This is a genomic window from Ochrobactrum sp. A-1, assembly GCF_022488005.1.
In the GTDB taxonomy this organism is placed as follows: domain Bacteria; phylum Pseudomonadota; class Alphaproteobacteria; order Rhizobiales; family Rhizobiaceae; genus Brucella.
In genome coordinates this window covers 23514-50445 of the sequence record NZ_JAKVQC010000010.1, presented here as the reverse complement: position 1 = coordinate 50445, position 26932 = coordinate 23514, and the positions used below count along the sequence as shown (strand labels likewise).

The window sequence follows — 26932 nt, the reverse complement described above, 5'->3', positions numbered from 1 at the left end:
GTCTCGATACTCCCTATGTCGCTTCCCAAGCAGGAGTGCTAAGCGCCCTGCTTCACTCAGCGGGTGTTTGTTGAAATCGGTCGGCCACTTCCTTCAGAGCCTTGAGTAATTCGCGGTCGGACACATCGACGTCAGCAAGTCCAGCTTTGACAGCCAGTCCACCTAGCCGTTCAGCTTCCTTTGCGCGTTCCGCATCGAGCTGTTGTTGCAAGCGTGCGATCTCTTCCTGAATCTTCGATACCTTTGAGGTGCGTGCCACGAGTAGCCTCCGTTGTTTCGCTGTACACTCGTCATTGATACCGCCAGTTGCTCTATACGGCAAGATTGAATTCCACTCGATGAGCTGTCGAGCGGTAGCGAGCCAATAAGAAAAACAAAGTGTTGGCGGAGCCAACGCATTGTCAGTCCCGTCCGGAGCCGCGCAGCGCTCCGGTTTCTAAGGGCGCACTTATGTATCGACAAGTCGATACCTGCTTGTTATGTGTGTTCGCATGGCGATATTTCATCTTCATGCGAAGGTTTTAAGCAGGGCGACCGGGCAAAGCGCGGTCGCAGCAGCATCATATCGCCATTGCGCCGCCATGACTAATCAGACCTATGAACGGTCCTATGATTTTTCCAACAAGAAGGGAAACGTTCACAGCGAATTCGCGATACCAGCTAATGCGCCGGAATGGGCGCAGGCTCTCGCGAACCTTTCCCCGGTTCAGGCGTCGGAGGCCTTTTGGAATAAAGTTGAGGCATCCGAGAACAGGAAGGACGCGCAGTTTGCTCGTGAAATGACACTTGCCCTGCCCATTGAGTTTTCGCGAGAACAGAACATTGCCCTGGTCCGCGAATTCGTGGAGGAGAACTTTTCAAAGAAGGGGGTCGTGGCGGATTGGGCGTATCACGAGATCAAGGGCAATCCGCACGTTCATATCATGAGCGCTTTGCGGCCTCTGACAGATGAGGGATTTGGAGCAAAAAATGTTCGCGCGGTTGATGAGAATGGTGAGCCGAAATTCTCGAAGAACGGCCATGCCCTCTATCGCCAGTTCGCCGGAGACAAGGAGCTCATCCCTGCACTGAGAGAAGCATGGGCGGATGTGCAGAACCATCATCTTGCCTCACACGGGTTCGATATTCGTGTTGACCACCGCTCCTATTCAGAGCAGGGAATTGCGATCGAACCAACCATGCACCGCGGGCCTACCGCCGAGGGGATGGACCGGAAAGGGGTGAAGTCGGATCGCATAGAGATCAATGCAGAGATCGAAGCGACACGCCGCCAGCAGGTGATGGCAGATCCTTCCATCATCCTGAAGCTGATCACCGCTGAAAAGTCTGTCTTCGATGAGCGCGACGTTGCGCGAACAGTCCATCGCTACACCGATTCCTACGAGGATTTTCAGGCGCTGTTCCTCCGCGTAGGCGCGCTTGAAAATCAGGTGATGATCGCATCACCGATCTTCGATCCTATGACAGACAAGATCATTGAGCGCGCAAAATATACAACGACGGAAGTGCTCGATACCGAACGAACTATGATCGCTTCTGCGCGGTCGCTAGTCGGTCGGGACGGTTTTGCGGTCAATCAGAAGAGCGCTGATAAGGTTGTCGCAGAGGTTGAGAAACGTGCCGGTTTCAAATTCGATCCAGAGCAAAAGGTTGTCATTTCTCGCCTAACTGAAAAGGCGGGTATCGCCGTCATGGTCGGTTACGCAGGTGCCGGCAAATCGACTGTGATGAACGCTGTACGCGCGGTTTACGAGGGAGAGGGGAGACGTGTCGTAGGCGGAGCGTTGGCCGGCAAGGCTGCAGTCGGCTTGCAGGAAAGTGCAGGCATTGAATCCCGCACACTTGCCTCCTGGGAGGCGTCTTGGAAGAACGGCCTTCGCCAGTTGGGGCCGGGCGATGTGTTCGTACTTGATGAAGCAGGCATGGTCGGTTCAGCGCAGATGCAGCGATTTGTTTCTGCGGTGGAAGAAGCCGGAGCGAAGCTCATCTTACTCGGTGATGCGCGCCAGTTGCAGCCGATTGAAGCTGGTGCCGCCTTCCGGGCTATTGCCGATGACGCAGGGTACATCGAGCTTACGGGCGTTCGCCGCCAGCGCGAAGAATGGATGCAGAATGCGACTATTGAATTCGGCAAGGGGAATACCGCGGACGCGATCGGGCGCTACGTCGAACATGATCTCGTCCAGCTCGAATCTGACAGTGCATCGGCTCGGAATTCTTTGATCGGCAATTGGCGGAGTGATTGGGAGGCCGGCGTCGATGTGTTGATGCTTGCGCATCGCAATGTCGATGTCCTTGCTCTGAATATGGCTGCCCGAAACGTTATCAAAGAGGGAGGCGGTCTTCAGGAGGAACATGGGTTCCGGACTGATCGGGGCCAGCGTCAGTTTGCGGTTGGGGATCGTATCGTATTTCTGGAGAAGAGCCGTGAACTTGGTGTCGAGAACGGTTCATTCGGCAATGTAGAGGAGGCTAGTCGCGGCCGTCTCGTGATTGGTCTGTTTGACGGCCGAAGCGTCACCGTCGCACAGAACGGTTACGCGAATATCGATTATGGCTACGCAGCGACGATCCACAAGAGTCAGGGCGCGACGGTCGATCGTGCCCACGTTCTGGCGAGCCCGACGATGGACGCGCACATGACGTATGTGGCGATGAGCCGGCATCGAGACAGTGCGACCCTTTATGCAGGTTCCGATGAATTCGGAACTCTTGATAAGTTGGTGGACACACTTTCACGCGATCGCATGAAGGATACCACTCTCGCTTATGAACGGACTGACGATTACCGTCTGAGCGTGAAGGAATTTGCTGAACGGCGCGGCATCCCATCATTCAGCGAAATTGGGGATATGTTCCGTCATCAGCTTGCGGCATTGCGAGAGCGCTTCACGAAGGTTGCCGAGCGGCTGGAAGCCATTGGCAAGAAATTCGCCCATGTCATTCGGCCTGAGCAGCAACAGGGCAAAGCCGCCGAACATCGGCCGGAATATCAACCGTCACAGCGGCAGGTCGTAACGGTTCCGGACATCACATTCCCCGAAATGACTTCTGCGGTTCGTCAAGCCCTTTCCCGATTGGAGCATAATCTAGGACATGCCCAAATCTCCGATACGGATCGAGCACGTCGGCGTTGGTTCACGAGTGCTGGATATGAATTAAGGGACGGTTCAGCCGCCACGGATCTTCAGCGCTTCAATCGGGAAATTGCTTCCATTATTCCGCAAGCGACTGTCGTTGCCATCGGTCCGGATCTCGGCGCCGACGATCGCAATCAGGTTCAGTCGCTATTACCGGAGTCGGTTCGAGAGGCTTTCATCGACAACTGGCCGCTGATCCATGCCGGGCAGAAAGCCGGTCAGGATCTCACGCGCCTCGAACTCGCGCAGACGCTCAACAGCGAAGCGAAAGAGAGGCTGGTAGTCGAACAGTATGAAAGGAGGCAGGCGATGTTTGCGACACCAGAAAAGCCACTTGTTGCAGCAATCTCCGACTGGCGCGATAGCATCGAGGCGACGGTTGCGGCACGGATGGAAACCCGGCCGGTCATGCAATCAGCAACACGCCGTCTCGAGACGGCGGTTGCAGCCGTCTGGCAGCGGCCTGAAGCCGTGCTTTCTGCGCTGCGGAACCTGATAGATGACGGGCGGGTTCTAGTCGCCGATTTAGCGCAGTCCATTCGGGATAATCCAGCATCTGTTGGCGAGCTTCACGGCAGCAGAAGCATGTTCGGCCGAAATGACGGCGTGCGAGAGAAGGCGCTGGCAGCGGTCTCGCCGGCGATCTCGGCCTTGCAGGATTACGGCCAGGTTCGAAGCAATCTGAGGAATGATCTGACCAAGGACGAGCAGCGGTTCCGTACCCTGATGCGGGAGCCAGTTGATGATCTTTCGCAGGCTGCACGCGAGCTTGTCGGTCGTATCGAGAGAACGCCTGCAGATCGTCTAGGGACGTTGATTAGATCGGCGGATGATCAGCAGGCAATGGGTGAGTTGCGCCGGTTTGTCGAGACAGTTCGCGACCGGTTCGGTTTGCCGGGAACAAATGAGCTTGATCGCGATCGCCTCGCCCAGGCGATGCCCGGTGCTGATCAGGAGCGGGTTGAAGCGTTCGCAGCCGGGTACGCGAAAGCTGACCAGCTTGTGACGACTGTTCAGGCCGCTCAACAGGCGCAGAAAATAGAGATGGCACACGAGCAGCAGCAAACGCGCGGACGAGAGAAGGGGCACGGAATCTCGTATTAAGATTGTAGGAAAATGCCCGCTTTGGTGATGCTGTATATTGCAAAATCCGTCAAATTGGGTAGGACTGAATTTGAGAGGGTGATCATTCCATTGATCGCTTGTCCATAATGAGAGACAAGGCGACTTTTGATGCGGAACTCAGTAATTGTAGCTCTGGCATTCCTATTGGGTGCCTGCGCGAACAAGAAAGAGAATTTCGATACTCTATCGGTTAGAAAATATCTCGATTCGTCGTTGGTGACTGTGAACGAGGAAAAGCGATATGCTTCGCTATATCCGAGAGCACTAGAGCCTCATGCAAGTAATACTGTCAGGCTGCATCCGGAGACCGCCGGACAAGAGCTTTTACAGCCGGTCCATGCCCGTTGGAACGGTACTCTGGATGATATCACACGGAAGGCGGCCCGCATGGCCGGTTATTCCGTTAGGGCGAATGGAGAACGTTCAGGGTCTCCAATCTTGGTTTCGGTCCATTGGGCTGACATGACGCTTCTTGGCCTTTTGCGGGAAGCCTTCGGCCAAGGAAAGGGGCGTGCATGGCTGGAAATTGACCAGTTTGCACGCGTCATGACCATCCACTACGCCCGGCCTGAAAAAAGCCCGGTCCCGCACCTGGACGACACCAAGCTATGAAGCAGTTTCCAACAATCCTTGCCGCACTGTCCGTCTCCGTTGCCCTGGCCGGTTGCACCACGACCGGTTCATCAAATCCGGACGAGCCGCCTCCACCTCCAACCCTTGGCGGAGTGGACAACCTAACTGGCGGGACGGCCGCACCGATGACTTACGAGCAGTTTGCCCGTAAGACGCGCAGCGGGACCGGCGCGAACGCGGTCGATTCAGAGCGGTATTCGGCACTGCGCGACGCAGCGCTCTCATATGCCGCTCAGGCCGCCTATGAGCGACGTTCATGGGAGATCCTGAGAGAGCTTGAGGCGCAGTCGTCGAGGCTTTCGCAAGAGTTCAATTTCAATGATGTGGTCTACAAGGCACCGAAAGAGGCGGGCTATGTCGTTCCTCCTGTTGTGAGCAGGGCCAAGGAAGCGATCACCATCACGGACGGCGGCCGCGAAAGCGTTGCGGCCGATGAATATTACCGCATCGAGAAGCCGGGTCGCCTCGTGGCCGTGATACCGAGCTGGCGCGATTATCTGGTTATCGGCGTCGATAAGACTCCAGATCCCTCAGACCAGTTTCTTCCTTCTGGAAAGGAAGAGCGAAAGATTTGGGACCGCTATATGGCTGAAGGCTGGCGGCAGGGGCGGATGCAGGCCGAGGAAGCGTTGAAGGAGAACATGAATCTTCTTCGCCGCGACTATTTGGGAATGGTCGAATATCGGCGTCTTGTTGATGCTGGCCTGGTCAAGAGCCTTGTAGTGACGTCGAGCGAGGTTCGTGCCAAGGGCACGCCGGAAGAGCTGTTTATCGGCCAACGCCGGGTGAAGATCGAGAATGCCGCAACATTCGTTTCCGACCCGCGGCGTTGGAAACCGATCACTCGGAGATTCGAGGTCTCCAAGTGAACGGAAATTCTATATCGAGCCAGACAAGCACGGTCGATCCCGCCGACCCCCTTGGCCTTCGCAAGCAGGAAGGGGGGTATGGCGGTCTCGTCATCGTCGTAGCGCTGATTGCTGTGGTTGCTGGCTATTGGCTCTATAGGCGAGGGAAATGATTGACGAATCGCGTCTGGACGATACTCCATTCAAGCCAACCGACTCCTTCGTACCCGTTCTGAAGGAAGAGCCGACGCGGTTCGATTCCTCGCCCGAGATTTTCGACACATTCATCGTTGGGGCCGGCAAGCGCGGGGCGTCTGACATTACCATCCAGTCGGAAGCCCGGCCGCGCATCCAGATCAATTCTCGCCAGCATTTCGGCACCAAGCGCATGTTGCTTCGCTCCGAGGTCGATCTGCTGCTGTCATATATCTGGCGATCGAGCGATGCGCCGAGCATCTTGCGGCAGGGCCGTTGTCTCGACTTCTCCTATGAAGTCCAAGTCAGTCGCCATGAGCGGCATCGTTTCCGCGTCAACGCAACACCAATCACGAAAAACGGTGGCTCCGGCGTCGAACTGACGATGCGCTCATTGCCGTCGCGCACTCCCACCCTGGACGACGTTCAGTTTGAAGAAGAGTTGAGGCCGTTTCTCAATCCAAAGTCCGGCATAATCGTCATTGCCGGCGGCACTGGACATGGAAAATCGACCACCATGGCGGCGATCACCCGCCATCACCTTGAAAACCATGAGAATCCTCGAAAGATTGTCGACTTTCAGGCACCGATCGAATTCACCTTCGCCGACATCCTTAGCGAGCAGGGCGATTCTGCGAGCCTGATCGGCCAATCAGAGATCGGGGAGGGCCGTGACCTTCCGACCTTTGCAGCCGGAATCTGGTCATCCCTTCGGCGAGCGCCGGCGATCATCAATGTCGGTGAGGCACGCGATCATGGCTCTATGAGCGGCTGCATCGCGGCCAGCATTCAGGGCCACATCGTCAATACGACCACTCATGCCGGGTCGGTTGCCGAGGGCCTACGGCGCATGGCGATGGAGTTCCCTGCCGAGGAGCAGGCAGCGCGAGCATTCGACCTGATCAGCTCGTTACAGATCTTCATCACACAGCATCTTATCCGCACGTCGGACGGTACAAGGCGCTTTGCAGTCCGCGAATTCCTTGTGTTCGATGATGATGTTCGCGACCGGTTTCTGGATAAGCCGATCGACGGATGGTCCGCTGTGGTGCGCCAGCTCCTGAAGGAAGGCATGAAGTCCGACAAGGTGATTGCACGACCGCTCGCGCAATCCACCATGAAACTCGTCGATGAAGGCTGGATCACGATGAGCGAGGCACGGAGCTTTATTCCGCGGTCGATGTTCGAGATCCTTGCATAATGGAGAAACGGGATGGCTGATCAGGATTGGTATGCAGTTAGGCCTATGACCGAGGCCCAGGAACGAGACGCGCGGGTAGATTTGACTATGATCATACGCGGCGAAGAACTGGACCTACCTTGGGGTCGATTAAGGAGGCTTTTAGATCACGAGCTCGTCGTGATTTCTTTTCCCGTGCACACCCAGGGAAGCGTGAGGTCGTTAGATCCGACCGACAAGGGGCTGCGCTTCCTGGGAGTGAAGGAACAATGACGACAAAAGGAAACGTTCAGAGGCTGTCAGGCCGCGGAGCAATTAGGCACCCAAAAAAGGCACGATGACATGGATTATCTTCTCAATACGTTTGCTCAAATGCCACGCGTTGTCCTTGATAATTTGGCAATCGCCGTGTTGGTAAGTTTGGTGATGCAAGCCGGAACGGCCGTCATTCTTACGAAAACCGATTTAGTTCCGCAAGAGCAGCGCGGTGAGTTTTATTTTTATGTGAAGTATGCTGGAAGCATCGGCTTAGGTCGATCCTCAAGGATAAGAATACTATTATTACTCATATTGGTAGTAGTATTCGACTCAATTAGTATCGGCGCAGCATCATTTTTTATAGAAATGCTGTGTTCCAATGGCAATGCTTTGATGACGGGCAATGGATATCCCTTGGAATATGCGGACAAGGCCATGGGGGCACTATCCGGTGTCCTTACAGTAGTTTTTATGCTCACACTAATATGGAAAGGTGGCAATGCTATTCTCACATGTCAGCGGTAATGTCGTAAAGGAGATAGCTGGTGTCAAAGTTCATTAAATGGTGTTTCTATGGCGAGAAAGAAGTGCGCAAATCCATGGGGATTTTATGGCCAATCCTGATAGGCTTAATATTTATAGTATTTTGGCCGTTGGGTAACAAAGCGGGTGATGCGTTCTTTCATTATATGGCTAACTAAGTGATCATGAGGCTGATAGGAGACAAAGCGCATGTCGGATCAGGAAATGCGGATTTTTATCATTACAGTTGCAGCCGTTCTTGTTGCAAAAGTTATTTGGGCTGTAGGGCGAAATCTATTGTTCGGCCGACGCGCTGATACACGAGGTTACAGCGGGACATCGATCCGAAAGGTATAGGAGATGCAAGAATATTGACGATAAGGGCCACTGATGATTATCCGACCAACAGAGCATTAATCTTTGATGATGGCACCGATTCGCCTTCGGTTGTGGGGTTTTTAGAGGATCACGAGGGTAATCTTCTCAAAGTCAGCTTCGAGGCAGATGGTACCATTCGCATTTGCTCTGATGGACGAGAGCAAATAAGCATCACAAAACATACTGCGCGTATGATAGCCAACCTTTCTGATATGGCAGCCCATTTCTGGATTGATCTCCAAGCATACCGGGTTGGTGAAAAGTGGGTTGGCTGGAGGAAGTTGGCCGTCGTCCAACTAAACAGCTAAAGGATCAATACGAAATCATCAGTACAATATTTACGTGAGCAAGCTTCATGTTGATAGAATCCATTGTCGGTAGTTTGTTTGGCGGACCTCAACCAAAGACCCCCAATGAAAAGATGCTGCATAGGATCATGATGGTTATTGTCATAAACTTTCTGATCGTTCTTGTGATTTTTTCAGTACGCTCACCCGCGGATGAATCAGCGAGAACGTTCTGTGAAAAAAAACCTAGTCCGTATGAGAGCACAAGTGATTGCATTGCGAAATGGGATAAGGTCGCCGTTGCCCTTGGCTCGATCAGAGAAATCGATGCGGCAAGTGTCTCACGATGCAAAGCAGAATTTGGCACGGATATGCTAGCCGTTTGGAATTGCGCTAAATTGACGGATGGATCGCCGGTTTCTGCTCGATTCAGGACACCCGGCGAAGGTGACTAACAAAGTGCAATATGATATTGCTCAATAAAATCAACAAGTTAGTTCCATAATAAACCTTATGCGACTAAGCCATTGAATTTATTGGAATAAATATGGCTACTACTTCTTGTCGTCATTGTTCGTACTCACCTGTCGCCAGCAACGCTCCATACTGTCCTAAGTGTGGTGGCAAGAGGCCCGGCGAGCGGTGGTATGAAATACCAGTTGGATTAATGATTCTGGCAGCAATCTGCTATTTGGCGTGGCTGTTCTTGTCGTAAGGGCGTTACGCAAGGCCGCCGACAAACCCGCTTAACTCATCAAGCCGCACCATCGAAATCCGTACTGTGCCACGACAGCCGCGCGCTCTGCAGATTGTTTCGCGCTCGAGCTCGTCGATGTACAGGAATTCGCGTTCCGGCGAGACGCATACGATGGCACGGGTGAGGTAATGCACATGACCGCATTTCTTGCACCGCGCCTCGAGCTTCTGATTGTCGGCCAGGTCGCCGACCTTGACGCTTTGTTTCCAGCCCATCACCAAAAATCCTCCGCGGATGGAATGCGCGTGTACGAGATCTTGCCGCCGACGTGGCCGCCGGCCGGCGGCCGCCATTGGCCGAGGCTGACAACAGTGGCAGCATAGCGCGCATTGAGGTTGTCGATTGCCTTGCTGGCGTTTTCCCAACGCCGGCGTTGGCGGTCATCATTGTGAAGTAGATCAAGCTGGCGTTCATGCGCAGGCGTCAGATCATAGAGGGTGACGCCTATCCGGAAGATCGTGAGTCCGCGCGGATAGTCCAGCGCGACCTTTTCCCAAAGTTCGGAAAGGGCGGCAAGGATGGCCTGGTCGTCGTTGACGACCGGTAGGTGGCGCTTTCCCATCCACGATCCATCACGAATCGAGAGCCAGAGCCAGAGGCCGGCGGCATAAAAATTCTCGCGCCGCAGACGCCGCGCCGCTTTTATCAGAAGCAACCGTGAGATCTCGCGCGCGCCGGCCATGGTGCGCGATTCCGGAGGAAGCACGCGCCCATGGCCGAACATGCCCCGGCTCGATGCCTGGGCCTGTATGTCGTAGCCATGGAGAGCATACCAGAGTCGTTCCCCAGTGACGTTGTTCCAAAGCCGACGCATGTGCTTGGGCTGGAGATTATAAAGCTGTTCGGTTGTGTAGATGGACGATCGATAGAGCCGCTTCGCCATATTCCCGCCGACTCCTGGAATATCTTCCATCGCAACCGCGAACAACGGCGCAGGCAGGTCAGCCGGCCGCCAGATCGCCAATCCGTCGCCGTACCGCCCTGCCCCGCGCTTACCTTCCTTACAGGCAATTTTCGCAAGCTGGCGATTAGCGGCGAAGCCGATCGAACAGGTGATAAAGGAACCGACATTCTCTGCGATCGCGGCCTTGATGCGAGCCGACAACCCTTCCGGGTCATTGCGGCCGGTCTCATCGAGGCGGCAAGTCAGCTCATCAATCGATTTAGCCGCGTCGATCGGAATAACGGTCTCTATTTCGGACAGGAGCGCGTTATGCGCCCGCCGATAAAGGTCGGGCTTTTGTGGAACAAGCACCAGGTCTGGACAGAGCCGCTTTGCCTCGTCGATCGGCATTACATTCTTGACGCCGTAGGCCTTTGCCTCACGACTGCACGCGATGACTGCCGTGCGGGTCGTGCCGGCGAACGGCACGACGCCGATCGGCCGCCCCCTCAAGCGTCGGTCACACTGCTGCTCAACGCTTGCGAAGAATCCGTCAAAATCTAGGTAGAGCCGTTCGATCGTCTCCGGCTTGCGCATTCTGTCTTCGCTCCTGAATAGAACAAAAACAGAACAACGGAGAGGCGGTTCCCGTCAAGAGGAATTTTTTTCTTATGCAACGGTATGGGCCGTTTGCTTGGTGGCGGAAATGAAGAAGGCCCGCAAGGCGGGCCTTCTGCACTTGGACGACCGTTCTTAGCCGAACGGCAGGAAATGACGCCGAATTTTCCTGGCGATCACGTTTGAGAATATCAGCAACGCGGCAAGTGCCGCAAAAATCGATATTTCGAAGCTATATTGGGCGGGATTAGCAAAGATGTTTCCAACTCCACTCGTTAGCAGCATGAAAGCCCAATAGCCGGCCAAGCAGACGAAGACGACGGCGAGGACCGTCGGGACAGAGAAAACGATAAGCAGCGGAGTGAAGATCACCATCCGCACCACTTTTTCAGTCTTTGTCAGACCGTGGGCGTCAACGTCGTAAATGGGACGCAGATACTTCGGTAAGGTCATATCGGCTCCTTTCGCGCCGTTGTTGCCATCATTGAACCATAACTCAGAACCGCTTTTATAGGAAGGTTCGGCCGGCACCTGTTACTTCCGAGGCAGGAGTTTTCCGACTGTAGTTGGGATATGCTTCGCCCCTTCAGAAAGTCGGCCGAGTTCCTTGGTCGTACCCATGGCTGCAATATTAGCTCGCATCGCAGAATGTGCATCGAGGTCGTCGCCGATATGGTCGAACCACCGGAACACCCGGCCCGGAAATTCTGCGATCAGGGAGAACGATCGCTCAATGATGACGAGATAGACCGCCGCCATGAAAAACATGACGACAAAAATACCGAGGAACCATGCCAAGCTGACAAAGCTATCTCCCACGAGTGATTGAGCAGAGGTCAGAGCGTAGTAGAGCCCGCCATTAATGAGAACACCCATGATCCGGAAAAGGATCATTCCGAGGAGGAGCCCAAAAAGCATGAGGACCGGCGTCAGAGTGAGCGCCAGCACCATGACATAACCGCGCCGGGCCTGGCTGCCGCCCATCCCCTTCCCTTCCATAGAGAGATGCGCGATCGCCCAAAGTGGGGCGGCGAAGATGGCTTCCATTACCAGAAGGAAGAACGCGCCAATTCCGATCACCCATGTCACCATCGGAACCATTGGAAGCACGAAGGCAAGGAACATGCCCATGGCCCCAATGCCACTTATGACCCAACCGACGAAGTTCGAAAGGACTGTTATACCGGTTCCCACGTATGGCACCACTGCAAGGACAGACAACGCGATGATCGCAGCGGTCGTATAGAACGTGACCTGCGTTCCAAACGTGACGAGACCGATCATTGGATCGTTGGTGGGCCTCATAGGATTAAGGAACTCCAGTGCCTCGTAAAGCGAACCAGCAGATGGCATCCAGTCGGAAATATCGCCGCCGCTGTCCGCGAACGCGACGCGTTCATTTACGAACGCCCTGATCCCGCTTCTGGCGACGCTTTCGTTCCACCACTCAACGGTACCGTTGTAAGTCGCCGAAATCTGGTCGAGGAACTTCTTGGCGTCGCCGTCAGCCGAGCCGAGTAAGTACCAGTTGTTATCCGCGTATTGGGAAGCAATCGCATTGCGCACCGATCCACCCGGATTCGACGCGGCGCCGATCGCTCCTCCTGGCGTCACTTTCGGAAGCGCAGTTGCTACCGAATTAGAGTCAGCCGACAGCCGTGCGATGAGCTGATAATAGAATCCCGCTTGCAACCAGCCGCCGTTCTTGAGATTGCCGGCTAGTGCCTGGCTTTGTGAATCTCCGACGGGCGTCACCTGCAGTGGATCATCTGCTTCCGCAACGTCTTTGCCGGCTTTCTGCAATTTATCATCACCGATATATTGCTTCAGGATATCCGCGTGCTGCTTGCGCCAGTCGTTGAGATCTTTGCGAAGATCACGATAGGCCGGCAATTGTTCACGCTTGCTGATCGCCTGGGCGAGCTGCGCAGCAGTGCCAGAGAAGCTGTCAGCGGTTTTGGTAACAGCTTGCTGCATGGCTTGAATGTAGTCGTTATAGGACTTGCCGGCAGCTTCAGCCAGTCGCTGGAAACCCGTCGTTTGGCCGGGCAGGCTGACGATGCCACAAGCACCATAAGAATTCGGCAGGCTATATGCCATTTGCGGTACACCTGATACCGTTCGCCAAGACCCGCGCGAGATTCCGTCTAGTCCATCACCTCCTTTGGACACTTCGAGATTGTACACCGCCTGGCAAAGTTCGGCCCGCCACAATCCCTGCAAGAATTGACCGTCAAGGGCGTCATAGTCACCGCCCACGACTGGCAATCGCTGTTCAACGATGAGATCGACCGTCTCATTCCAGAAGAATGAGGCGGTGGCCGTGCTCACGTTGACCATGTAGGCAATGCCATGCTGAGCGGCATTATATCCGGTTGGCATGGGAATGAGGGCACCTACCGCGAGGATAGTGCGCAACGGCACCCACATTGCTGAATGCCGTCTTCCAAGTATCTCGCCCTCGTGGGCGGTTTCCGTGACGCCTACGACAACATTGTAGATGAACAGGATTGCCGCAATCGCGAAGAACAGAACATTGAAATTCGCGATCAGCGAGGAAATGAGGGTTTCGTCGTTAGGGCCGGTGAAGAGCGGCCCAAAGATCATATTCAAGAAGGAATTGGACCGTGCGTCTCCCTCGCCCTTGATGATATCGGCAATATTGATGTCGTCGGCGTGCGCGACGCTTGCCGAGATCATCCAAAAAGTAGCGAGAAGTCCCACCCGGTTCATGATTAATCGTCCTTTGATAGGATCTGCATGTTTGAAGGCAGACGGTCGTTAAAGTAATCGCGCACAGCGCCGATCCGGCCTTGACGGATCTGCCATGCCCGAAAGTCAGCCTTCATCGCCAAAGCGAAGGTGATGACTGCCACCAGGCACCCGCCGATGAGAAGATAGAAGGACCGATAGCCGAGAACGTAGAGAGCCGGGATAGCAGCGAGTGCAATGCAACCTGCTACCATGTAGATGCTGGAATCCCTGTCCCACGCCGCCAGCGCTGCATCTATTTCCTTTGCGTCGAGCCCGTCACTCAGTTCTTTGAAGCGCTGAATGCCGCCATCGGCATATCGATCTCCGAAGCTTCTCGCCTTCAACCGGCCTTTCGGCCGCAACTCGTCGATCGTGTTCTGAACATTGTCGGCAGCATCTTCCGCAGCATGTGATGCTGCGTTGAAAAAGACCTTGATGCCGAAAGCCCGTTTCAGGTTCCAAGAGGCGAAACGACGGATGCGACCTTGCTCACTCATTGCGCTGCGCTCGCTGTCGTTACGGTCGTGCGACTGTCGCGCTCGTCAAGGCTGTTCGACAACAGCGCTGCAATTGCCGCTGCTTGGCGGCGCTCGAGATTGAACCTCATCCAATCGACATGAAGGTTGAGAGCCTGGGTTAGCAGTTGTTCGCGCTGCACAGCGGCGGGAGACATGCCAGCCAGTTCCTTGTGCCACTCTGGATTGGAAAAGCGGGAGCGGACGAAAATATCTACCGCCTGCAGTTCGGAAACATGCTCGCCTACTTCGTAGGGATAGGATTCCGTCACGGCTTTTTTCGCCCAATCCGCAAGTTCTTTGCCACCCGTAGGAGCCGCAATGTCACCAAGATAGCTGTAGATCGAATGTGCTGCCGAACGGCGGGTAGCATCGACCTGACGAGCCGCAACTTGCGCCCTGCCGGCCGGCGATCTCATTTCCGCTTGAGTGATCGGCTTTGGCGGAATCGGATCGACCATGTTGTTGATCATCCGGACGTAAGCCTTGGATACTTCTCCATCCGACGTATCGAGAGTGATCGCGTCGGTTAGGAGGCGAACATCTGAAGTCGGATCAGCGAAGCCGGCGACATTCCTCAACTCGTCACGGTCTGCAATGATCGCGTTTGCGACCGCCAACCCACCTTCCGTTACCGGTTTGCCAATATCCTCGTTGCCGTATGACCAATTGCGGGATGCGTTGGCAACATCGTTGCCGCCGTAGCCCGCGACCCCCTGCCCTGGCTTGCCCATGCTGAAGATGCCCGACAAGTCGAGGCAGGCCGAGGTAGCCGGATCGTACCGACCGCCTTCCGCTGCAGCTCGGGCCTTCTGTCGCTCACGGATGGTTTCTGCCATCTGAGCGGCTTCCTGGGTCCGGGAGTTAGCTTCGATCGCGCGGTTCTGATAGGCACTCAATTGCGCGACGCCCTTCAGAATGGTTTGCGCAATCTGGTTGCCAACGTCAGTCGTATGAGAATTGATGTTCTCCTGAGCGCGGTAGACGATGTTTTGAACACCGCCGCAGGAGCAAGCGGCCAGTGCCGCATTACCGACGGAAAGGGACGCGAAAGCCGTTCCAGCAAACAGCAACGATTTGATGACTGCCTTCATCACAGGCCTCCCGGTCCATAGAGATCGTTATAGAGATTATTCAAAAGCGAGCCGTCATTCTCACGCCGCCCGGAGTTGTTGACCGAGGGCTGGTCCATATTTAGCGAGCCGCCCTTGTAATCATAGTTCAACGTCGGCACAGACCCGCCGCCCATACCGCCGGGCAACTGCAAGGAATCGAAGGATGGCAATTGAAGCGCGGACTGGAGCGGTTCAGTCACCTTGTTCCATTGCTCTTGCGCATAGGAGCAGATTTGCTGTTCGGCGTTCGACAAAGCCTGATTGAAAATCTGGCTCAGGTCCGGAACCTGGATTGCAAAATCAAGATTGACCTTCATCAGATTGTCGAGGCAGCCGAGCGAATCCAGTGACGGTGGCTTTTGAAGGGCTGCTTCATGGCGCTTCACTTCCTTGTCGATACCCGCGCGAATGGCCTCGACGAGGTTGATTTTCACCGTATCGACGCAGCCTTTGCCGCTATCTTTGAAAAGCTGCTCGATTTGGTCTGCATGAGCCGGCGAGGTCGCCATTGCCAGGCCACTAACGGCACAGACCGATAGAAGTCGGATGATTCTCATAGCGTTGCTTTCTCCCCTTGGAATGGTGGGATTTCTCGGATGAGAATCGGCCGTTTTGTGCCGATTCCGGGGAACCCTTCGGTCTGGTCGTACATGCCGCCGCCAGTCTCTCCGCCTAATCCGCCCTCCAAACCTGCGAAGGATTGACCGTTCATGGCCGCCATGCGTTTCAGCAAGTGAGCTTGAAGCTCTGCATAGGAGGAGAAGCCATTCGCCGTCAGATACGAGGCAGGCAAGACAGAGGGGTCAAAGCCGCTGGCGACCCAATCGTTGAGCGCACCGGCGCCGAGGAAGTGAGCCGCGCCGAGCAATCCGTCCTGGGTGATCTCGACACCGTTGATCGTCTGTCCGACGAGGCCGCGCGCCTGACTGCTCAGGGATGACCAATTGCGGGAAGCGAGCTCCATATTCGCCGCATCTTGAAGAGCGGCCCCCGCGCTCGAATAGCGAAGATCATTCAGGCTATTGACGCCTGCGGCTCTGGCCTTGTCGGTAGCGACATAATTGTTCCAATTGCCGGTGGAACCACTACCCGTATATTTGAAATATCCGAGAGATTCCCATGTGCCGGCCGTGATCTGATAACGACCGACGGCACTACCGCCGTTTCCGTTGAAGATTGAATAGGAGTTGCCGCCTTCGAGCTTGGACGTGTTTTCATTATAGTCCGCCCACGCAGTAAACGGCTGCAGCAATGCCAAGCACAGTATGACCATAATCGAGCGTTTCATCGCTTCTGCCCCGCTATCGTGATCTTCATGGCGTTGATGACGGAGCGCGGGTTTTTGTCGCCAAGCGAATAGGTCGCAACGCCGTCCTGCGTCGCGACTTCGATCAGATGACGATTATTGTCGTCACGCTCGTCAATGACTGAAAAATCTGGTCCCCATGCTTCGAGAACGTCGATGAGCTGCTTTTTCCCATCGAGAAAGATCACGGGACACGCCGAATTGCCGCAATAGTAATTTGACCGCACCAGAATAGCGGTCTCGTCACCATCCTTAATATTGACGTCTTGAGCGAGAACATTCGACGGCTCGAGCGGTTCTGACCCTCCCTTGAAGCGCTCTTTCAGCGCTTCGGTTGCGGCCTTCAGCTCATCTTCTGTCGGAGTTCTGTTCTTGCGCTCTTGGGGTACGGGTTGAGCCATATAAGCCGTTCCCGACCATTGCCAGAGGCGATGACCATCATAGAGCGGCTTCATGCCCGTCGCTGCAACGGGACCAAGCCCAACGGACTTGCCCGGCACCCGCCAAACCTCAAGCCATTGTTTATCGTCATAGTACAAAGCGGACACGAAACACCCGGTCGCACAACCGCGGGCCTCGCCGAGCAAGACCACCATCTGGTCGTAACCATCTGTCGGTTCTTCGAGCCAGACGCGCTTTGCCTGCACGATACGAAAATCACGCCCATACATTTTCCGCGCCGTCGCCGTCGCATCCGAGTCCTGCTTTTCGAAATTGATGGTTTCCGTCACCAGGTCGTCAATGTTGGACTGAGCCAGAGCAACGCTACCAATCGCGCTTGCCAACAGCGCGGCTGTAATTGCCTTTATCACGAGGCCTCCTTGATCAGTTCGTCCGCGAGCTGGCGAATTGCGTTGCCCCGAACCTTGTCATCAATTGCGACGCCACGATCTTCCATGTCTGCAAGACGGCGCTCGATCGTGTCCTTTGCCGAACCTGAAGGGAAACGGCGCGCGAGAATGCGCCGGGCTGCCTTCGAACCGAGGCTTTCGTAAAGCATCGTGCGTAGCGAGGTGTCCTCAGCCGTCGTTGAGAGCGCCCAAATTTCAATCGGGCCGAGCTGGTTGAATACGTGCTGGACATACGTGCCTGACCGCAGGTTCAGCATCGCCAGCAGCGGTGCGCCCTCCCCTTCGATCGGACCACGAAGCCCGCGCATAATGTCCATGATCGATGGGGTAAGATTGTAGGTCGATGCAATCTGACGGATAGATTCCTCCGTCGGCACGTTACAGAACCAGAAGCTGTTGGCGAGTTTCTGAATGCTCGTGTCGAAATCTTCGAGAAGCTGAGACGCAAGCGTGATTTGCACGCCGGCCTTACGACCGACGCGGCCGAGATTGATCATCTGGTCGCGGAAGCTGTCCAGGCCGCCAGTCAAATGATATTCGTCGACGCAGAGGCGCTTGCCCATCTGCCGGTTGTTCTCGATCCGCTGAAGATGATAGGCGCGAACCTCGTCGCTTAGATCACGAGCACGGATCTCGTCAGCATCCATCCAGAAATCGGTGGTCAGGGTCTGAAGCGAGACCATATACATGATGGCGGTCTGTCGCTTGGCGTGTGGACCTGTCTTCGCGGTTACGCCGGCAAGGTCGAACGCGATGATGCGGGCGTTCGAAACATCGAACCGCGTCGGTCGGGCCAGGATCGGATAATCGCGGCAAGCCGCCGTCAACATGCGCTGGAAAGCTTTCAGCACATCCTCGCCGGTTGGTGCCTTCATATCTCGGAATGGCTCTCGTACGATTTCGGAGTTAGAGACATTCACGAGATCGGCCAAGGTCGGGACGGCATAGCGCTGCGCTAGTGCAGCCTCATGATATCTCCCCTTCGAGAACAGATAGTCGGTGATCTCGTACCATGTCGTCGCGGTGTCGATCTCGAAACCAAGCTCTTCGAGCGCGGCGTCAACCTCGAAGGAATCGGATTTGGAATAGCGCTTCGGTGAGCGGCTATCGCTGAAGAACTTATAGGCTTCGTCGATCGTTGCGCCCGCAAGCGCACTGATACCGTCATAGGTCGCCTCCTCACCGTCCGGGGTACATATGAGGCAGAGCAGGTTTACAAGGTAAGCTCGCTCATATTCGAAGGGGTGACGCATGCACAGTTGCAGGTCGAGCGGGTTGACCGAATATTGTTCCGACATTTTCAGCCGATGAAAGACGGCTTCATGGCGGCGCTGGACCGGTAGAGCATCGCGAATGAGGCTGATCAGGCCTGACGACGATGGACCAATGTCGATAATCGAAATACGCGGCAACAGGCCCTCGTTAGACCTGCTTCGACCTGACTGGCGTGACAACGCCACGCCGAGATTGATCGAATTCATCAGGACCGATTTGCCGGAACCCGGCGTGCCGACGATCAGGTCAACCCAGCCCAACTGTTTCGAGGAACCGGGTTGATACGGCCACAGCTTGCCGTCTTTCGTCCGGAACATGACGGAACCCTGTTGCCATGGGCTTGCAGGTCGTGCGATCGGCGCAAGGGCAAAAGCGTCGGCAAGGCTGGCGGCGGCCGCCGGTGCTGTCGATTGTGCATTGAGCGCTAGAGCCGACGACATCACGCACTGGACGGGATCTCCGACCAGTGCGTCCGTCTGGCAGTTGCCCCATCGTTCTACCGTCCGCCGCAGGGTCGCCACATGCCGCTGCAGCGTCTCTATATCCGTCTTTGGCGCCCATGCTGCAAACGAGCAGCGCCACCGAACGACGGTATCATCCGCGCCGTCATCAAGACGCAGTTTCTCGAAAGCCTTCTTGATGCGTGAATTGTGGATCGGTGCGGTCCACGTCATGATATTCGTATATGTTTCCTTGAACATCTGCCCTTGGAAACCGCCGGAATCGATCAGCATCGACATCCGCCAGGAAATGCGTTGATTGCTGTCGAGCACCCTCCGGATCAGGTCATTAAATTGCACAACGACTTCCGGTCCAAGCGATATGTCGAAACCGGAGAAGACTGTTTCACCAAGTTGCACCGTCGTTTGGTCAATGATTTCGCCATGCTCATTGATGAGCTGTCGAGAAAGCAACGGCCAAAGGAGGTTCGAAACCTCGCTTTTCTTGAGTTCTTTGACAGATTTGGGCATACGAGCCCGCGCATAATCTCCGGGTAAGATCGCCTTCCAGCTATCCCCCGCGATCAGATATTCCGGGTTCAGCACGCCTTTGATCTGCGACAGGGCCTCATGCACTTCCAGCGGCTCGATTTCGATACCGACAATGTTGGCTTCTCGCACCATAGCCTCGCAGAAGGAGCGATGCCTTGTAACGAGGGCGTCGATCGCCAGCGCCGGCCACTGTGCATGCCGCATTTGCGGCGCACCCTGCATATCTTTGCGGGCCTTTTCCGAACTGGTTTTCAGCTCCTGGCGCGTGAGCAAGGTAGGCCGCGACCACAGCGCCATGAAACAACGCTCGCCGGTCAGACGTTTCGGCAACAATTGCCGCCGCTCGTCTATGAGATCGTGAATATCGAGGCCCGTATCGGCCGCAACGCCTTCAGTTACCGCAAGTGCACGATTGATGTCGGCCGCACCTAGTTCCGGGGTGTGCCCGAACCAGAACTGAAGCGTATAGCCGGCAGTTCCCAATTGCGAGCTGAAGGCAAGGCGGAGATCCGTCACCGCCTTGCTGATTTCCTTCTCGCCCGGCATGGACCGGAAGCCTTCAAGCCGAAATACCGTCACCAACGAACCGTCATCGGCAACAAGCATGTTTTCGCCTTCAGATGTCACAAGCCGGCAATAGCCGTCCAGCGACTTCCGCAGCGCCGACCGACCGATAACAGCCGCCAGCGTGTCCAGAATTCCGATCCCTCCCATCATCAGTTGATCGACCGCAAGGTTCCGTCAACCGACGTGGTATCGGCACCAGAGCCGAAGAACGTCGTCACACCCATGCCGAGGAATTCCGGAACGGCAATGAACAGTGCGGCCGCAACGCCGAACCAGATCGCCGTAGCTGGCCTTGAAGACGTATCATGCGGGTTGCGGTTGTGCTGCACCAGCTTGTTGATCGCCAGCATGGCGAACACAACACCAATGATGAACGAAGCCGCGCCGAGGAAGTCACCGGCAGGGCCGAGCGTATCATTGCGAACATTCGTCAGAACTTCGCCAAGGCCGCCACTCGATTGAGCGAGCGCCATGGTCTGGTAAGCAAACGTCCCGGCAAAGAGTGCCGCCGTTTGTATCCATGCCTTCTTCATAAGTGCTTTCCTTTCTTAGCCGAGCACAAGTTCTTCGATATAGCCGACGAACATCACGATATTCATCGCGAGTGTGCCGCCGATTAGGTGTGCGATGCCGAAGCCTAGAAGGTCCGGCGAATGCGCAGTTACAGACCTGTTGCACATCAGCAGACCGCGTATGAATCCGAGTAATCCGATAAACTGGACAACCCGCAGGAGAGCGATCAGAACAGACCGTGCTTGTTCATGATCGAGCGGAGCGAGCATTTCTGGCGCGTAAGCAAAAATTTCCGAGGCTGCGACCGTCTCGTCCACCTGGAAAAACGACATCAGGAATGCCGATATTGTAGATGACAGGGAAATTAGCAGGACGGCAGTGATGATCCCTGCCGTTGGCCCCCAAACTACAGAATCACCTCGCCCAATGAATTGACCAGACGAGCGACGTTCGCTCGCTAACGCGAACCCATGGATAGATGATAGAGCCAGAACAATACCGATAATGAAGCATGTCGCGGCAACAAGCGCCTGTGCCGGCGGGATCAGGTCAGCGAGCCGCTGAACCAATCCCACCAAGCCATTCAGTGCTTCACCGTTTCCGCCCATGGCTCACCCATTTTACTGCGTCGCCGCAGCATCCTCTTTCGGTTTATCTCCGGCGGCGCTCGCTTCCGCTACCTTTTCCGGCTTCGGAGTTGGAACGGGTGGTGCCTTCGCCTTCGGGGTCACAATCTGATGTCGGGCATTGCCGAAAACCGCCTCGTCTGCCGGAGCTTCCCCGTCATTGCCAGCTTGAGCGGAATAGCCGTTTCCTCCCGGCTGGATCAGGCCGATAATTGCCTGATCCTGTGCCTTGAGTTCTCGCAGATGCGTGATGATCGTATCCACAACGCCGTTCTGCGAAGTCAGCGTTGTGACCTCCGCACGCAATGCATCGTTGTCGGCACGCAAATCAGCTACCTGACGTTTTAACGCAATAATTTCACGCTCAATCGGGGTTGGCGTAGATGTTTTTTCTATTTTGACTAAATCTGATTTTTCGCCGTGCGCACTACCCGCAGCAAAATATAGTCCGCCACCAGCAATTGCACAAATTCCGACTATCAAGACTACCCGGAATAGCATGCCTCTGTCGCTATCCTCCGTAGGTAGCCGAGATAGATTGTCATCATGCCTGCCTATACTCATCTTGTGCTCTGCGTGTGCTTTCGACAACACGAATCGAACAATTTTCGATTGTGGCCTTTTGGGGGTGACAATGAGACTCTTTATGGCATATTCAGACGATATTGCAATATAAAGCAAAAGGAAAATGCGGGAATGAATGCCTACAAAATCCTCCTCGCGTCATGTGCCATTTTCGCTACAGGTCTGCCCGCCAAGGCGGAATTGAATCTCTGGCAGCAGAATTTTGTGGGCTGCTCGGTCTCATCTTCACCCTATACAACGCAGGTCCTTTTCAAGGACGCGTCGAAGGTTCGCCCGCTCATGCAAATTGCCGGGATGAACGCATGGGCGGTTCCAACTGCTGATGGCGGCCAGCAAATCGCGCTCACCACACCGGACGGTCTGACGATTTACGGTCGCATCGTCGGCCCGCAGGGTGAAGACATTTCCGCCGCTCTTCTGGCGACCACACCAACCGTCACACCGGAACCTTCGCCGTTCGATCCGCAGTCGCCAGCCACCTCATCAACGACGACCTCTCAGGCTGCCGCTAATGTTATCCGGTCGGTTCCCGGAGTAGGAACCGCCGCGCAGATAGCGGCCGCGGCCGCCGCACCACAAATCGGACAGTCCTCCCCTGCCCCGGTTGAACAACCATCCACGGCAGAGCCGCAACAGGCTGCTTCGGCTGCCCCGTCTGTTGAGAGGCCAGCAAGCAACAATTCGGTCGCTGCATCGGCAGCACCCGCAACGCAAGCCGATCAATCCACGCAGGCCCCTACCGCCGCAACGCCGCCACCAGAGGCTCAGCCGCAACAGCAGGCGCAAACCGCTACCCCTCCGCAACAGCTCGCATCGGTGGGCTCGCAAACCGTTCCAGACGTTCCCAAGGCAGCCAGCATTGAACAGCTTATGCAGCAGGCTCAGGATTTCGCTATGTGGTTCCCTGCCAATAAGCCAAAGCCCGGTTCGCCTCTCGTCTACGTCTTCGTTGATCCCACCTGCCCGCATTGCGCATGGTCGTTCGAGCATCTGAAGCAGCGGATCGATGACAACACGATTGACCTGCGCGTCATCATGGCCCCGATCCTTTCGCCCGAGGCTGCGCAGATCGCGGCTTCAATCATGCATCAGGAGGATATTGCTACGAGCTTGCGTGACCAGCTCGCATCCGTGATCGGATCGGGCAAGCCAGCGCCGAAGGTCGATCCGAAGAACTTCGACAACGCCGTGGTCGCAGCTATGCAACGCAATGTCGATTGGATGCGTCTCAATGGCGTTCCCGGAACCCCATTTTATCTCTATCGCACGAAGGAAGGTGCTCAGTTCGCCTTTGGCGCTCTCAATGATGCACAACTAGCAACCGCTCTCCCCGACGCGCAGCCAGCCGCTACCGCCAACAACGCCGGAACCGCCGCCCAATGAGCCAGAACGCCGATTACGGCCAGATCGAAACAATCCTCATGCGGGCGGACGTTTATCGGACCGCCTATCGTCGCATGAGCATCATCGCCCTTGCCTTGCTTGTCGTCGCCGTGATCGCCGTCCTGGCGGCGGTTAGCCTCGCGTTGACAAGGCCGGAGCCGCGATATTTCGCAACGACAGCCGACGGGCGCATTCAGCCGCTCATACCGCTCGATCAACCACATTTGAGCGCCGCTGAGATAGCGACCTATGCGGCAGAAGCCGTCACCCGGTCCTTTACCTATTCATTCGCCACGTACCAGCAGGATTTTCAGGACGCGCAGCAGTATTTCACCAAGCCGCAAGGCTGGAATTCATTCGTTGATGCTGTTCAGAAATCCGGAACGCTCGAACTTGTGAAAAACCGCCGTCTCAACACGACTGCGATCGCACAACGCGCAGTTATCGTGCGAGAAGGCGTCAATGCCAATGGCGTCTACGAGTGGATCGTTCAGATGCCGGTGCGCGTCACCTATCAGTCTGCATCCGAAGTGACAGGCCAAAATTTGATGGTCACGATCACCCTGCAGCGTTTGCAAAGCTATGAACACCCGCGCGGCGCGGCTATCTCCCGCTTCCTCGCGGCCCCCGGAGGTGCTTGATGAGAATGTTCGCCGGCAATATCGCTTTTCTCCTTGCCTTGAGTGGGTCCGCACTTGCTCAACAGGCTGCACAGCCTGCGCAAACATACACGCCTCCAACGCCAGAGGCCGCCGCCGAACTGCCTGTCCAACAGCCTCAGCAACAAGAGCAGGTATCTCAACCTGCCGACGAGCAGGAAACTCAAGGGCAAGGCCAGCCTGCATACTCCAAATACGGCGAAGCAATGCCCGGACAGGCCGCGCAACGCCAGCCACGACAAGCCCCGAATGTCCCGATCATCGGCGCCCGCCGTCTGATGCAGTCACTTTCCGAACTGGACCGTCCCCTGACGCCAGAAGAGATTACGGCCTATGGCGCAACTGTTCAGTCGTTAATGCCTATGTCTCCGGAAATCATCCGCGATTATCGGCGTAGGGTCGATGAAAGCCAGAAGGCCGCGGCGATGCCGCCAAGCGGTTTCAGAGCCCGGCCAATATCTGATTCCGTGCGTATGTCGCTCAAGTCCAATCAGGCGCTCCAAACCCTGTACACGACGCCAAACACGGTATCGGTAATGGCTTTCTACGACCGCACAGGCAAAGCATGGCCGATTGCCAGCTTTGTCGTTGGTCGAGCCGATTCTTTCCAAGTCTATGCGCTGCAGGAAGGTTCGAACCAGATCGCAGTCACGCCGCTCGTGACGCACGGCTATTCGAACCTGATAATCTCGCTTGTCGAGGAAGATCGCCCGATCGTGATCAATCTCGAGACAAGCGATACCAAGACACATTTCCGCCGTGACATCACCGTTGAGGGGTACGGCCCAAATGCCGCGGTCTCGCCGACGGAAGTTTCCGTTAAAGAGCCGCCTTCCAACGGCACGATGATGGCCTTCGCACAAGGTGCGGATCTTCCAAGATCGGCAATCAAATTGCGGACATCTGACAGCAATGTTGAGGCCTGGCTTCTCGATGGAGCCTATTATCTCCGGACATCTGACACATACACCTCTCCGTCGCCGCAAGCCATGCTGACGGGACCGGGAGGTGTCCATGCCGTGAAAATCAAGCCCTCCCCCGTTGTGCTGATCTCGCGCAATGGCACGATTTCCAGAGTGAGGATTTCCCAATGAGCGACGCAAGCGACGAAAACGCCAAGAATTCGGCCGAGCGCGAGGACGCCGCTCCGGAACTGGCCGGTGCAGCAACCGTCAACCGTTCGAGCCGCAAACGCGGATCACGAGTTCAGACCTACGTCGTAATCGGTTTGCTCGCGTCAGCCGTCGGCTATGTCGGCTACTCCATGTTCAAGCAAAACGACCTTGCACCATCCCGTATTTCGCGTGGCCCCAATGTCGATGCTACGCCAGCCGGACAGCAGCAGGCCGATTCCGAACGGTATCAGCAATCGCTTGATGCGGTTAATCAGCAGGGCGCGCAAACGGCCGATCAAAGCGGGGGCAGCTTCCTCGCTACGCCAGACGAACCGTTGCGCAATATTGACGATATTCGCGACGTCACGAAGGAGCCCTACCCTCGCCAACGTCCGGTGGCTCCTGCCAACGAAGTTCCGACGCAGCGAGTTGAGAATTTCACTCCTGACCGCCGCCAGGCCATGACCCCGGATGACTACAGTGACATCAATACACTTGCCGGTGCGATGGCCGCCCAAGCTGCAAGCCTTGCGTCGCAATGGTCTCCCAAGGGATCAGTTAATACGATCGTTCTCAATCAGACGCTCTACAAGTCGCCCGAACAGCGACAGGCCGAGGCCGAGGCAGCACGACAGGCCGCCCTTTCTGGCAATGGCGGCGTTGTCGACGGCGCAAACATGCTCATCAAAGCCGGTCAGATCCTATTTGCACGCACCGTCAATGCGTCCGACTCCGATACGCCCGGTCCCGTCGTCGCCGAGATATTCCAGAAAGGCCCTCTCTATCGCGCTCGAATGCTCGGGTCATTTCAGCAAAACCGCAACACGAACGCATTGATTGTCGAATTTAGCCGCCTTGTGATGGCAGATGGCACCGAAGTACCGATCTCGGCATATGCCGTTGATGGAGCCAAAGGCTCCATCGCCGTCAAATCAGACGTAGATCATCGGTGGCTTGCCCGCTATGGGCCGCGACTTGCCGGTGCCTTCATTTCCGGCCTTGGCGAAACCATGTCGCGCCCAAGCCAGGAAATCATCATTGGCAATAACTCCACGACTGTCGTTGATCGCGAGACCGAGCTGAAGGACGCGTTATATGCCGGCGCTGGCCGTGTTGGCGATCAGCTCGCCAGCGAAATCGAGGACATGGCCCCGAGTGGACCGCTCGTCAAGCTTGGCAGCGGCTACACCATTGGCGTCCTATTCATGCAGGGCGTACCCAACGTTCAGGCCACGCTTAATTCGGTTGCTACGCGATGAGTGAACAGGAATTCGAAGACGGCAACCGCTTCAAAAGAAAGGTCCATTGGCGCGACTCCATGCGAGAACCCCGTCTCATGATCTTTGATGCCCGCCTGGTCTTCTTTTTCCTGCTTCTGGCGGTCCATCTTGCGGTCTGGACCGCCGTTCTTCTCCTGGCAGCAATGCTTGTGTTCTGGCTCGTTGAAAGGGCTGGATATCGTTTCCCGAGTGCTCTCAGGACGATCAGGGCCACCTTTGCCGGCCATAGGAGGCCGGCGTTCTATCAGAGACGTTATCGCGAAGCCGTAGACTACGGATTCGAATATCGCCGCTCCCCCTCCCCTCCCCCGATACCCGCTCAGAAGGCTCCGGCATTAACGGAGTCCGAACCTGTCGAGACACAGGCGGGCAGACTCCCATTAGCCGCTGAATAAGCGGCTATTTTTTTCTTCGCATTCATTTCCTAATGGCAAATACAAGCAAAACGTTTTCCATAGGCTTTAAATAGGTATACCATAATAAAACCTTTGCGAAACGTAGGAATTGCGTTTACCATCCGTTCATAATCCGATGATAAAACCGATAGTGAAGACATTCGCATGGTTTCGGAT

General features: G+C 55.7%; 27 protein-coding genes. 13 read left to right on the top strand and 14 right to left on the bottom strand.

Annotated features, from left to right (window positions below):
* Positions 1–52 precede the first annotated feature (52 nt).
* The gene (locus tag MKS82_RS29320; RefSeq protein ID WP_151678445.1) at positions 53–259 is read right to left on the bottom strand and encodes a TraC family protein; all 207 of its coding nucleotides are present in this window, start codon (positions 257–259) and stop codon (positions 53–55) included.
* 220 nt (positions 260–479) lie between these two features.
* Here MKS82_RS29320 and traA point away from each other — a divergent pair, with 220 nt between their 5' ends.
* From traA to MKS82_RS29280, 8 genes are all read left to right on the top strand, one after another.
* A complete protein-coding gene (gene traA, locus MKS82_RS29315) occupies positions 480–4244 on the top strand; it encodes a Ti-type conjugative transfer relaxase TraA (protein WP_445558115.1) in 3765 nt (1254 codons plus the stop codon).
* Positions 4245–4373: 129 nt separating this feature from the next.
* Entirely contained in the window at positions 4374–4877 is a 504-nt protein-coding gene (locus MKS82_RS29310; protein ID WP_240579689.1) for a DotD/TraH family lipoprotein, read from the top strand.
* The gene (locus tag MKS82_RS29305) at positions 4874–5767 is read left to right on the top strand and encodes a type IV secretory system conjugative DNA transfer family protein (protein WP_100560303.1); all 894 of its coding nucleotides are present in this window, start codon (positions 4874–4876) and stop codon (positions 5765–5767) included. The genes MKS82_RS29310 and MKS82_RS29305 overlap by 4 nt, the downstream gene beginning before the upstream one ends.
* Positions 5764–5919 carry a hypothetical protein gene (locus tag MKS82_RS29300; RefSeq protein ID WP_162995425.1) on the top strand — a complete coding sequence of 52 codons (156 nt, stop codon included), beginning with the start codon at positions 5764–5766 and terminating at the stop codon, positions 5917–5919. Before MKS82_RS29305 ends, MKS82_RS29300 begins: the two co-directional genes overlap by 4 nt.
* A complete protein-coding gene (locus tag MKS82_RS29295; RefSeq protein WP_121987183.1) occupies positions 5916–7142 on the top strand; it encodes an ATPase, T2SS/T4P/T4SS family in 1227 nt (408 codons plus the stop codon). The genes MKS82_RS29300 and MKS82_RS29295 overlap by 4 nt, the downstream gene beginning before the upstream one ends.
* Positions 7143–7463: 321 nt before the next feature.
* Entirely contained in the window at positions 7464–7904 is a 441-nt protein-coding gene (locus MKS82_RS29290; RefSeq protein WP_240579688.1) for a hypothetical protein, read from the top strand.
* Positions 7905–8272: 368 nt separating this feature from the next.
* A complete protein-coding gene (locus MKS82_RS29285) occupies positions 8273–8587 on the top strand; it encodes a hypothetical protein (protein WP_240579687.1) in 315 nt (104 codons plus the stop codon).
* Positions 8588–8634: 47 nt separating this feature from the next.
* A complete protein-coding gene (locus MKS82_RS29280; RefSeq protein WP_240579686.1) occupies positions 8635–9021 on the top strand; it encodes a hypothetical protein in 387 nt (128 codons plus the stop codon).
* A 265-nt stretch (positions 9022–9286) separates the two neighbouring features.
* On the opposite strand, the gene MKS82_RS29275 is transcribed toward MKS82_RS29280, so the two are convergent.
* From MKS82_RS29275 to MKS82_RS29215, 13 genes are all read right to left on the bottom strand, one after another.
* Positions 9287–9538: a hypothetical protein gene (locus MKS82_RS29275; RefSeq protein WP_112700661.1), complete on the bottom strand. Its 252-nt coding sequence runs from the start codon at positions 9536–9538 to the stop codon at positions 9287–9289.
* Positions 9538–10803 carry a Y-family DNA polymerase gene (locus MKS82_RS29270; protein ID WP_240579685.1) on the bottom strand — a complete coding sequence of 422 codons (1266 nt, stop codon included), beginning with the start codon at positions 10801–10803 and terminating at the stop codon, positions 9538–9540. The genes MKS82_RS29275 and MKS82_RS29270 overlap by 1 nt, the downstream gene beginning before the upstream one ends.
* 156 nt (positions 10804–10959) lie before the next feature.
* Positions 10960–11355 carry a hypothetical protein gene (locus MKS82_RS29265; RefSeq protein WP_100560314.1) on the bottom strand — a complete coding sequence of 132 codons (396 nt, stop codon included), beginning with the start codon at positions 11353–11355 and terminating at the stop codon, positions 10960–10962.
* Between the two features lie 3 nt (positions 11356–11358).
* Positions 11359–13557, bottom strand: coding sequence for a DotA/TraY family protein (locus MKS82_RS29260; RefSeq protein ID WP_100560316.1), 2199 nt, complete (start codon positions 13555–13557; stop codon positions 11359–11361).
* A 2-nt stretch (positions 13558–13559) separates the two neighbouring features.
* Positions 13560–14075 carry a hypothetical protein gene (locus tag MKS82_RS29255; protein ID WP_100560318.1) on the bottom strand — a complete coding sequence of 172 codons (516 nt, stop codon included), beginning with the start codon at positions 14073–14075 and terminating at the stop codon, positions 13560–13562.
* Entirely contained in the window at positions 14072–15187 is a 1116-nt protein-coding gene (locus tag MKS82_RS29250; RefSeq protein WP_240579684.1) for a hypothetical protein, read from the bottom strand. The genes MKS82_RS29255 and MKS82_RS29250 overlap by 4 nt, the downstream gene beginning before the upstream one ends.
* Entirely contained in the window at positions 15187–15765 is a 579-nt protein-coding gene (locus tag MKS82_RS29245) for a hypothetical protein (protein WP_100560321.1), read from the bottom strand. The genes MKS82_RS29250 and MKS82_RS29245 overlap by 1 nt, the downstream gene beginning before the upstream one ends.
* A complete protein-coding gene (locus MKS82_RS29240) occupies positions 15762–16496 on the bottom strand; it encodes a hypothetical protein (RefSeq protein WP_100560323.1) in 735 nt (244 codons plus the stop codon). Before MKS82_RS29240 ends, MKS82_RS29245 begins: the two co-directional genes overlap by 4 nt.
* Positions 16493–17326 carry a hypothetical protein gene (locus MKS82_RS29235; protein WP_183657164.1) on the bottom strand — a complete coding sequence of 278 codons (834 nt, stop codon included), beginning with the start codon at positions 17324–17326 and terminating at the stop codon, positions 16493–16495. Before MKS82_RS29235 ends, MKS82_RS29240 begins: the two co-directional genes overlap by 4 nt.
* Positions 17323–20349, bottom strand: coding sequence for a hypothetical protein (locus MKS82_RS29230; protein WP_100560326.1), 3027 nt, complete (start codon positions 20347–20349; stop codon positions 17323–17325). Before MKS82_RS29230 ends, MKS82_RS29235 begins: the two co-directional genes overlap by 4 nt.
* The gene (locus tag MKS82_RS29225) at positions 20349–20732 is read right to left on the bottom strand and encodes a hypothetical protein (protein ID WP_100560328.1); all 384 of its coding nucleotides are present in this window, start codon (positions 20730–20732) and stop codon (positions 20349–20351) included. The genes MKS82_RS29230 and MKS82_RS29225 overlap by 1 nt, the downstream gene beginning before the upstream one ends.
* 15 nt (positions 20733–20747) lie before the next feature.
* Positions 20748–21320, bottom strand: a complete 573-nt coding sequence (locus MKS82_RS29220; protein ID WP_240579683.1) for a hypothetical protein — start codon at positions 21318–21320, stop codon at positions 20748–20750.
* Positions 21321–21332: 12 nt separating this feature from the next.
* The gene (locus tag MKS82_RS29215) at positions 21333–21902 is read right to left on the bottom strand and encodes a hypothetical protein (RefSeq protein WP_240579682.1); all 570 of its coding nucleotides are present in this window, start codon (positions 21900–21902) and stop codon (positions 21333–21335) included.
* Positions 21903–22034: 132 nt separating this feature from the next.
* Here MKS82_RS29215 and MKS82_RS29210 point away from each other — a divergent pair, with 132 nt between their 5' ends.
* From MKS82_RS29210 to icmT, 5 genes are read left to right on the top strand one after another with little or no spacing between them, the layout of a single operon-like run.
* Complete coding sequence (locus tag MKS82_RS29210) at positions 22035–23306, top strand: thioredoxin fold domain-containing protein (protein ID WP_240579681.1); 1272 nt, start codon at positions 22035–22037, stop codon at positions 23304–23306.
* Positions 23303–23947 carry a type IVB secretion system apparatus protein IcmL/DotI gene (locus MKS82_RS29205; RefSeq protein WP_100560336.1) on the top strand — a complete coding sequence of 215 codons (645 nt, stop codon included), beginning with the start codon at positions 23303–23305 and terminating at the stop codon, positions 23945–23947. The genes MKS82_RS29210 and MKS82_RS29205 overlap by 4 nt, the downstream gene beginning before the upstream one ends.
* Entirely contained in the window at positions 23947–25059 is a 1113-nt protein-coding gene (locus tag MKS82_RS29200; RefSeq protein WP_198513220.1) for a DotH/IcmK family type IV secretion protein, read from the top strand. The genes MKS82_RS29205 and MKS82_RS29200 overlap by 1 nt, the downstream gene beginning before the upstream one ends.
* Positions 25056–26339, top strand: a complete 1284-nt coding sequence (locus MKS82_RS29195; protein ID WP_240579680.1) for a TrbI/VirB10 family protein — start codon at positions 25056–25058, stop codon at positions 26337–26339. The genes MKS82_RS29200 and MKS82_RS29195 overlap by 4 nt, the downstream gene beginning before the upstream one ends.
* Positions 26336–26755 (top strand): IcmT/TraK family protein, encoded by a 420-nt coding sequence (gene icmT, locus MKS82_RS29190; protein ID WP_320109284.1) that lies wholly within the window; start codon positions 26336–26338, stop codon positions 26753–26755. Before MKS82_RS29195 ends, icmT begins: the two co-directional genes overlap by 4 nt.
* Positions 26756–26932 lie beyond the last annotated feature (177 nt).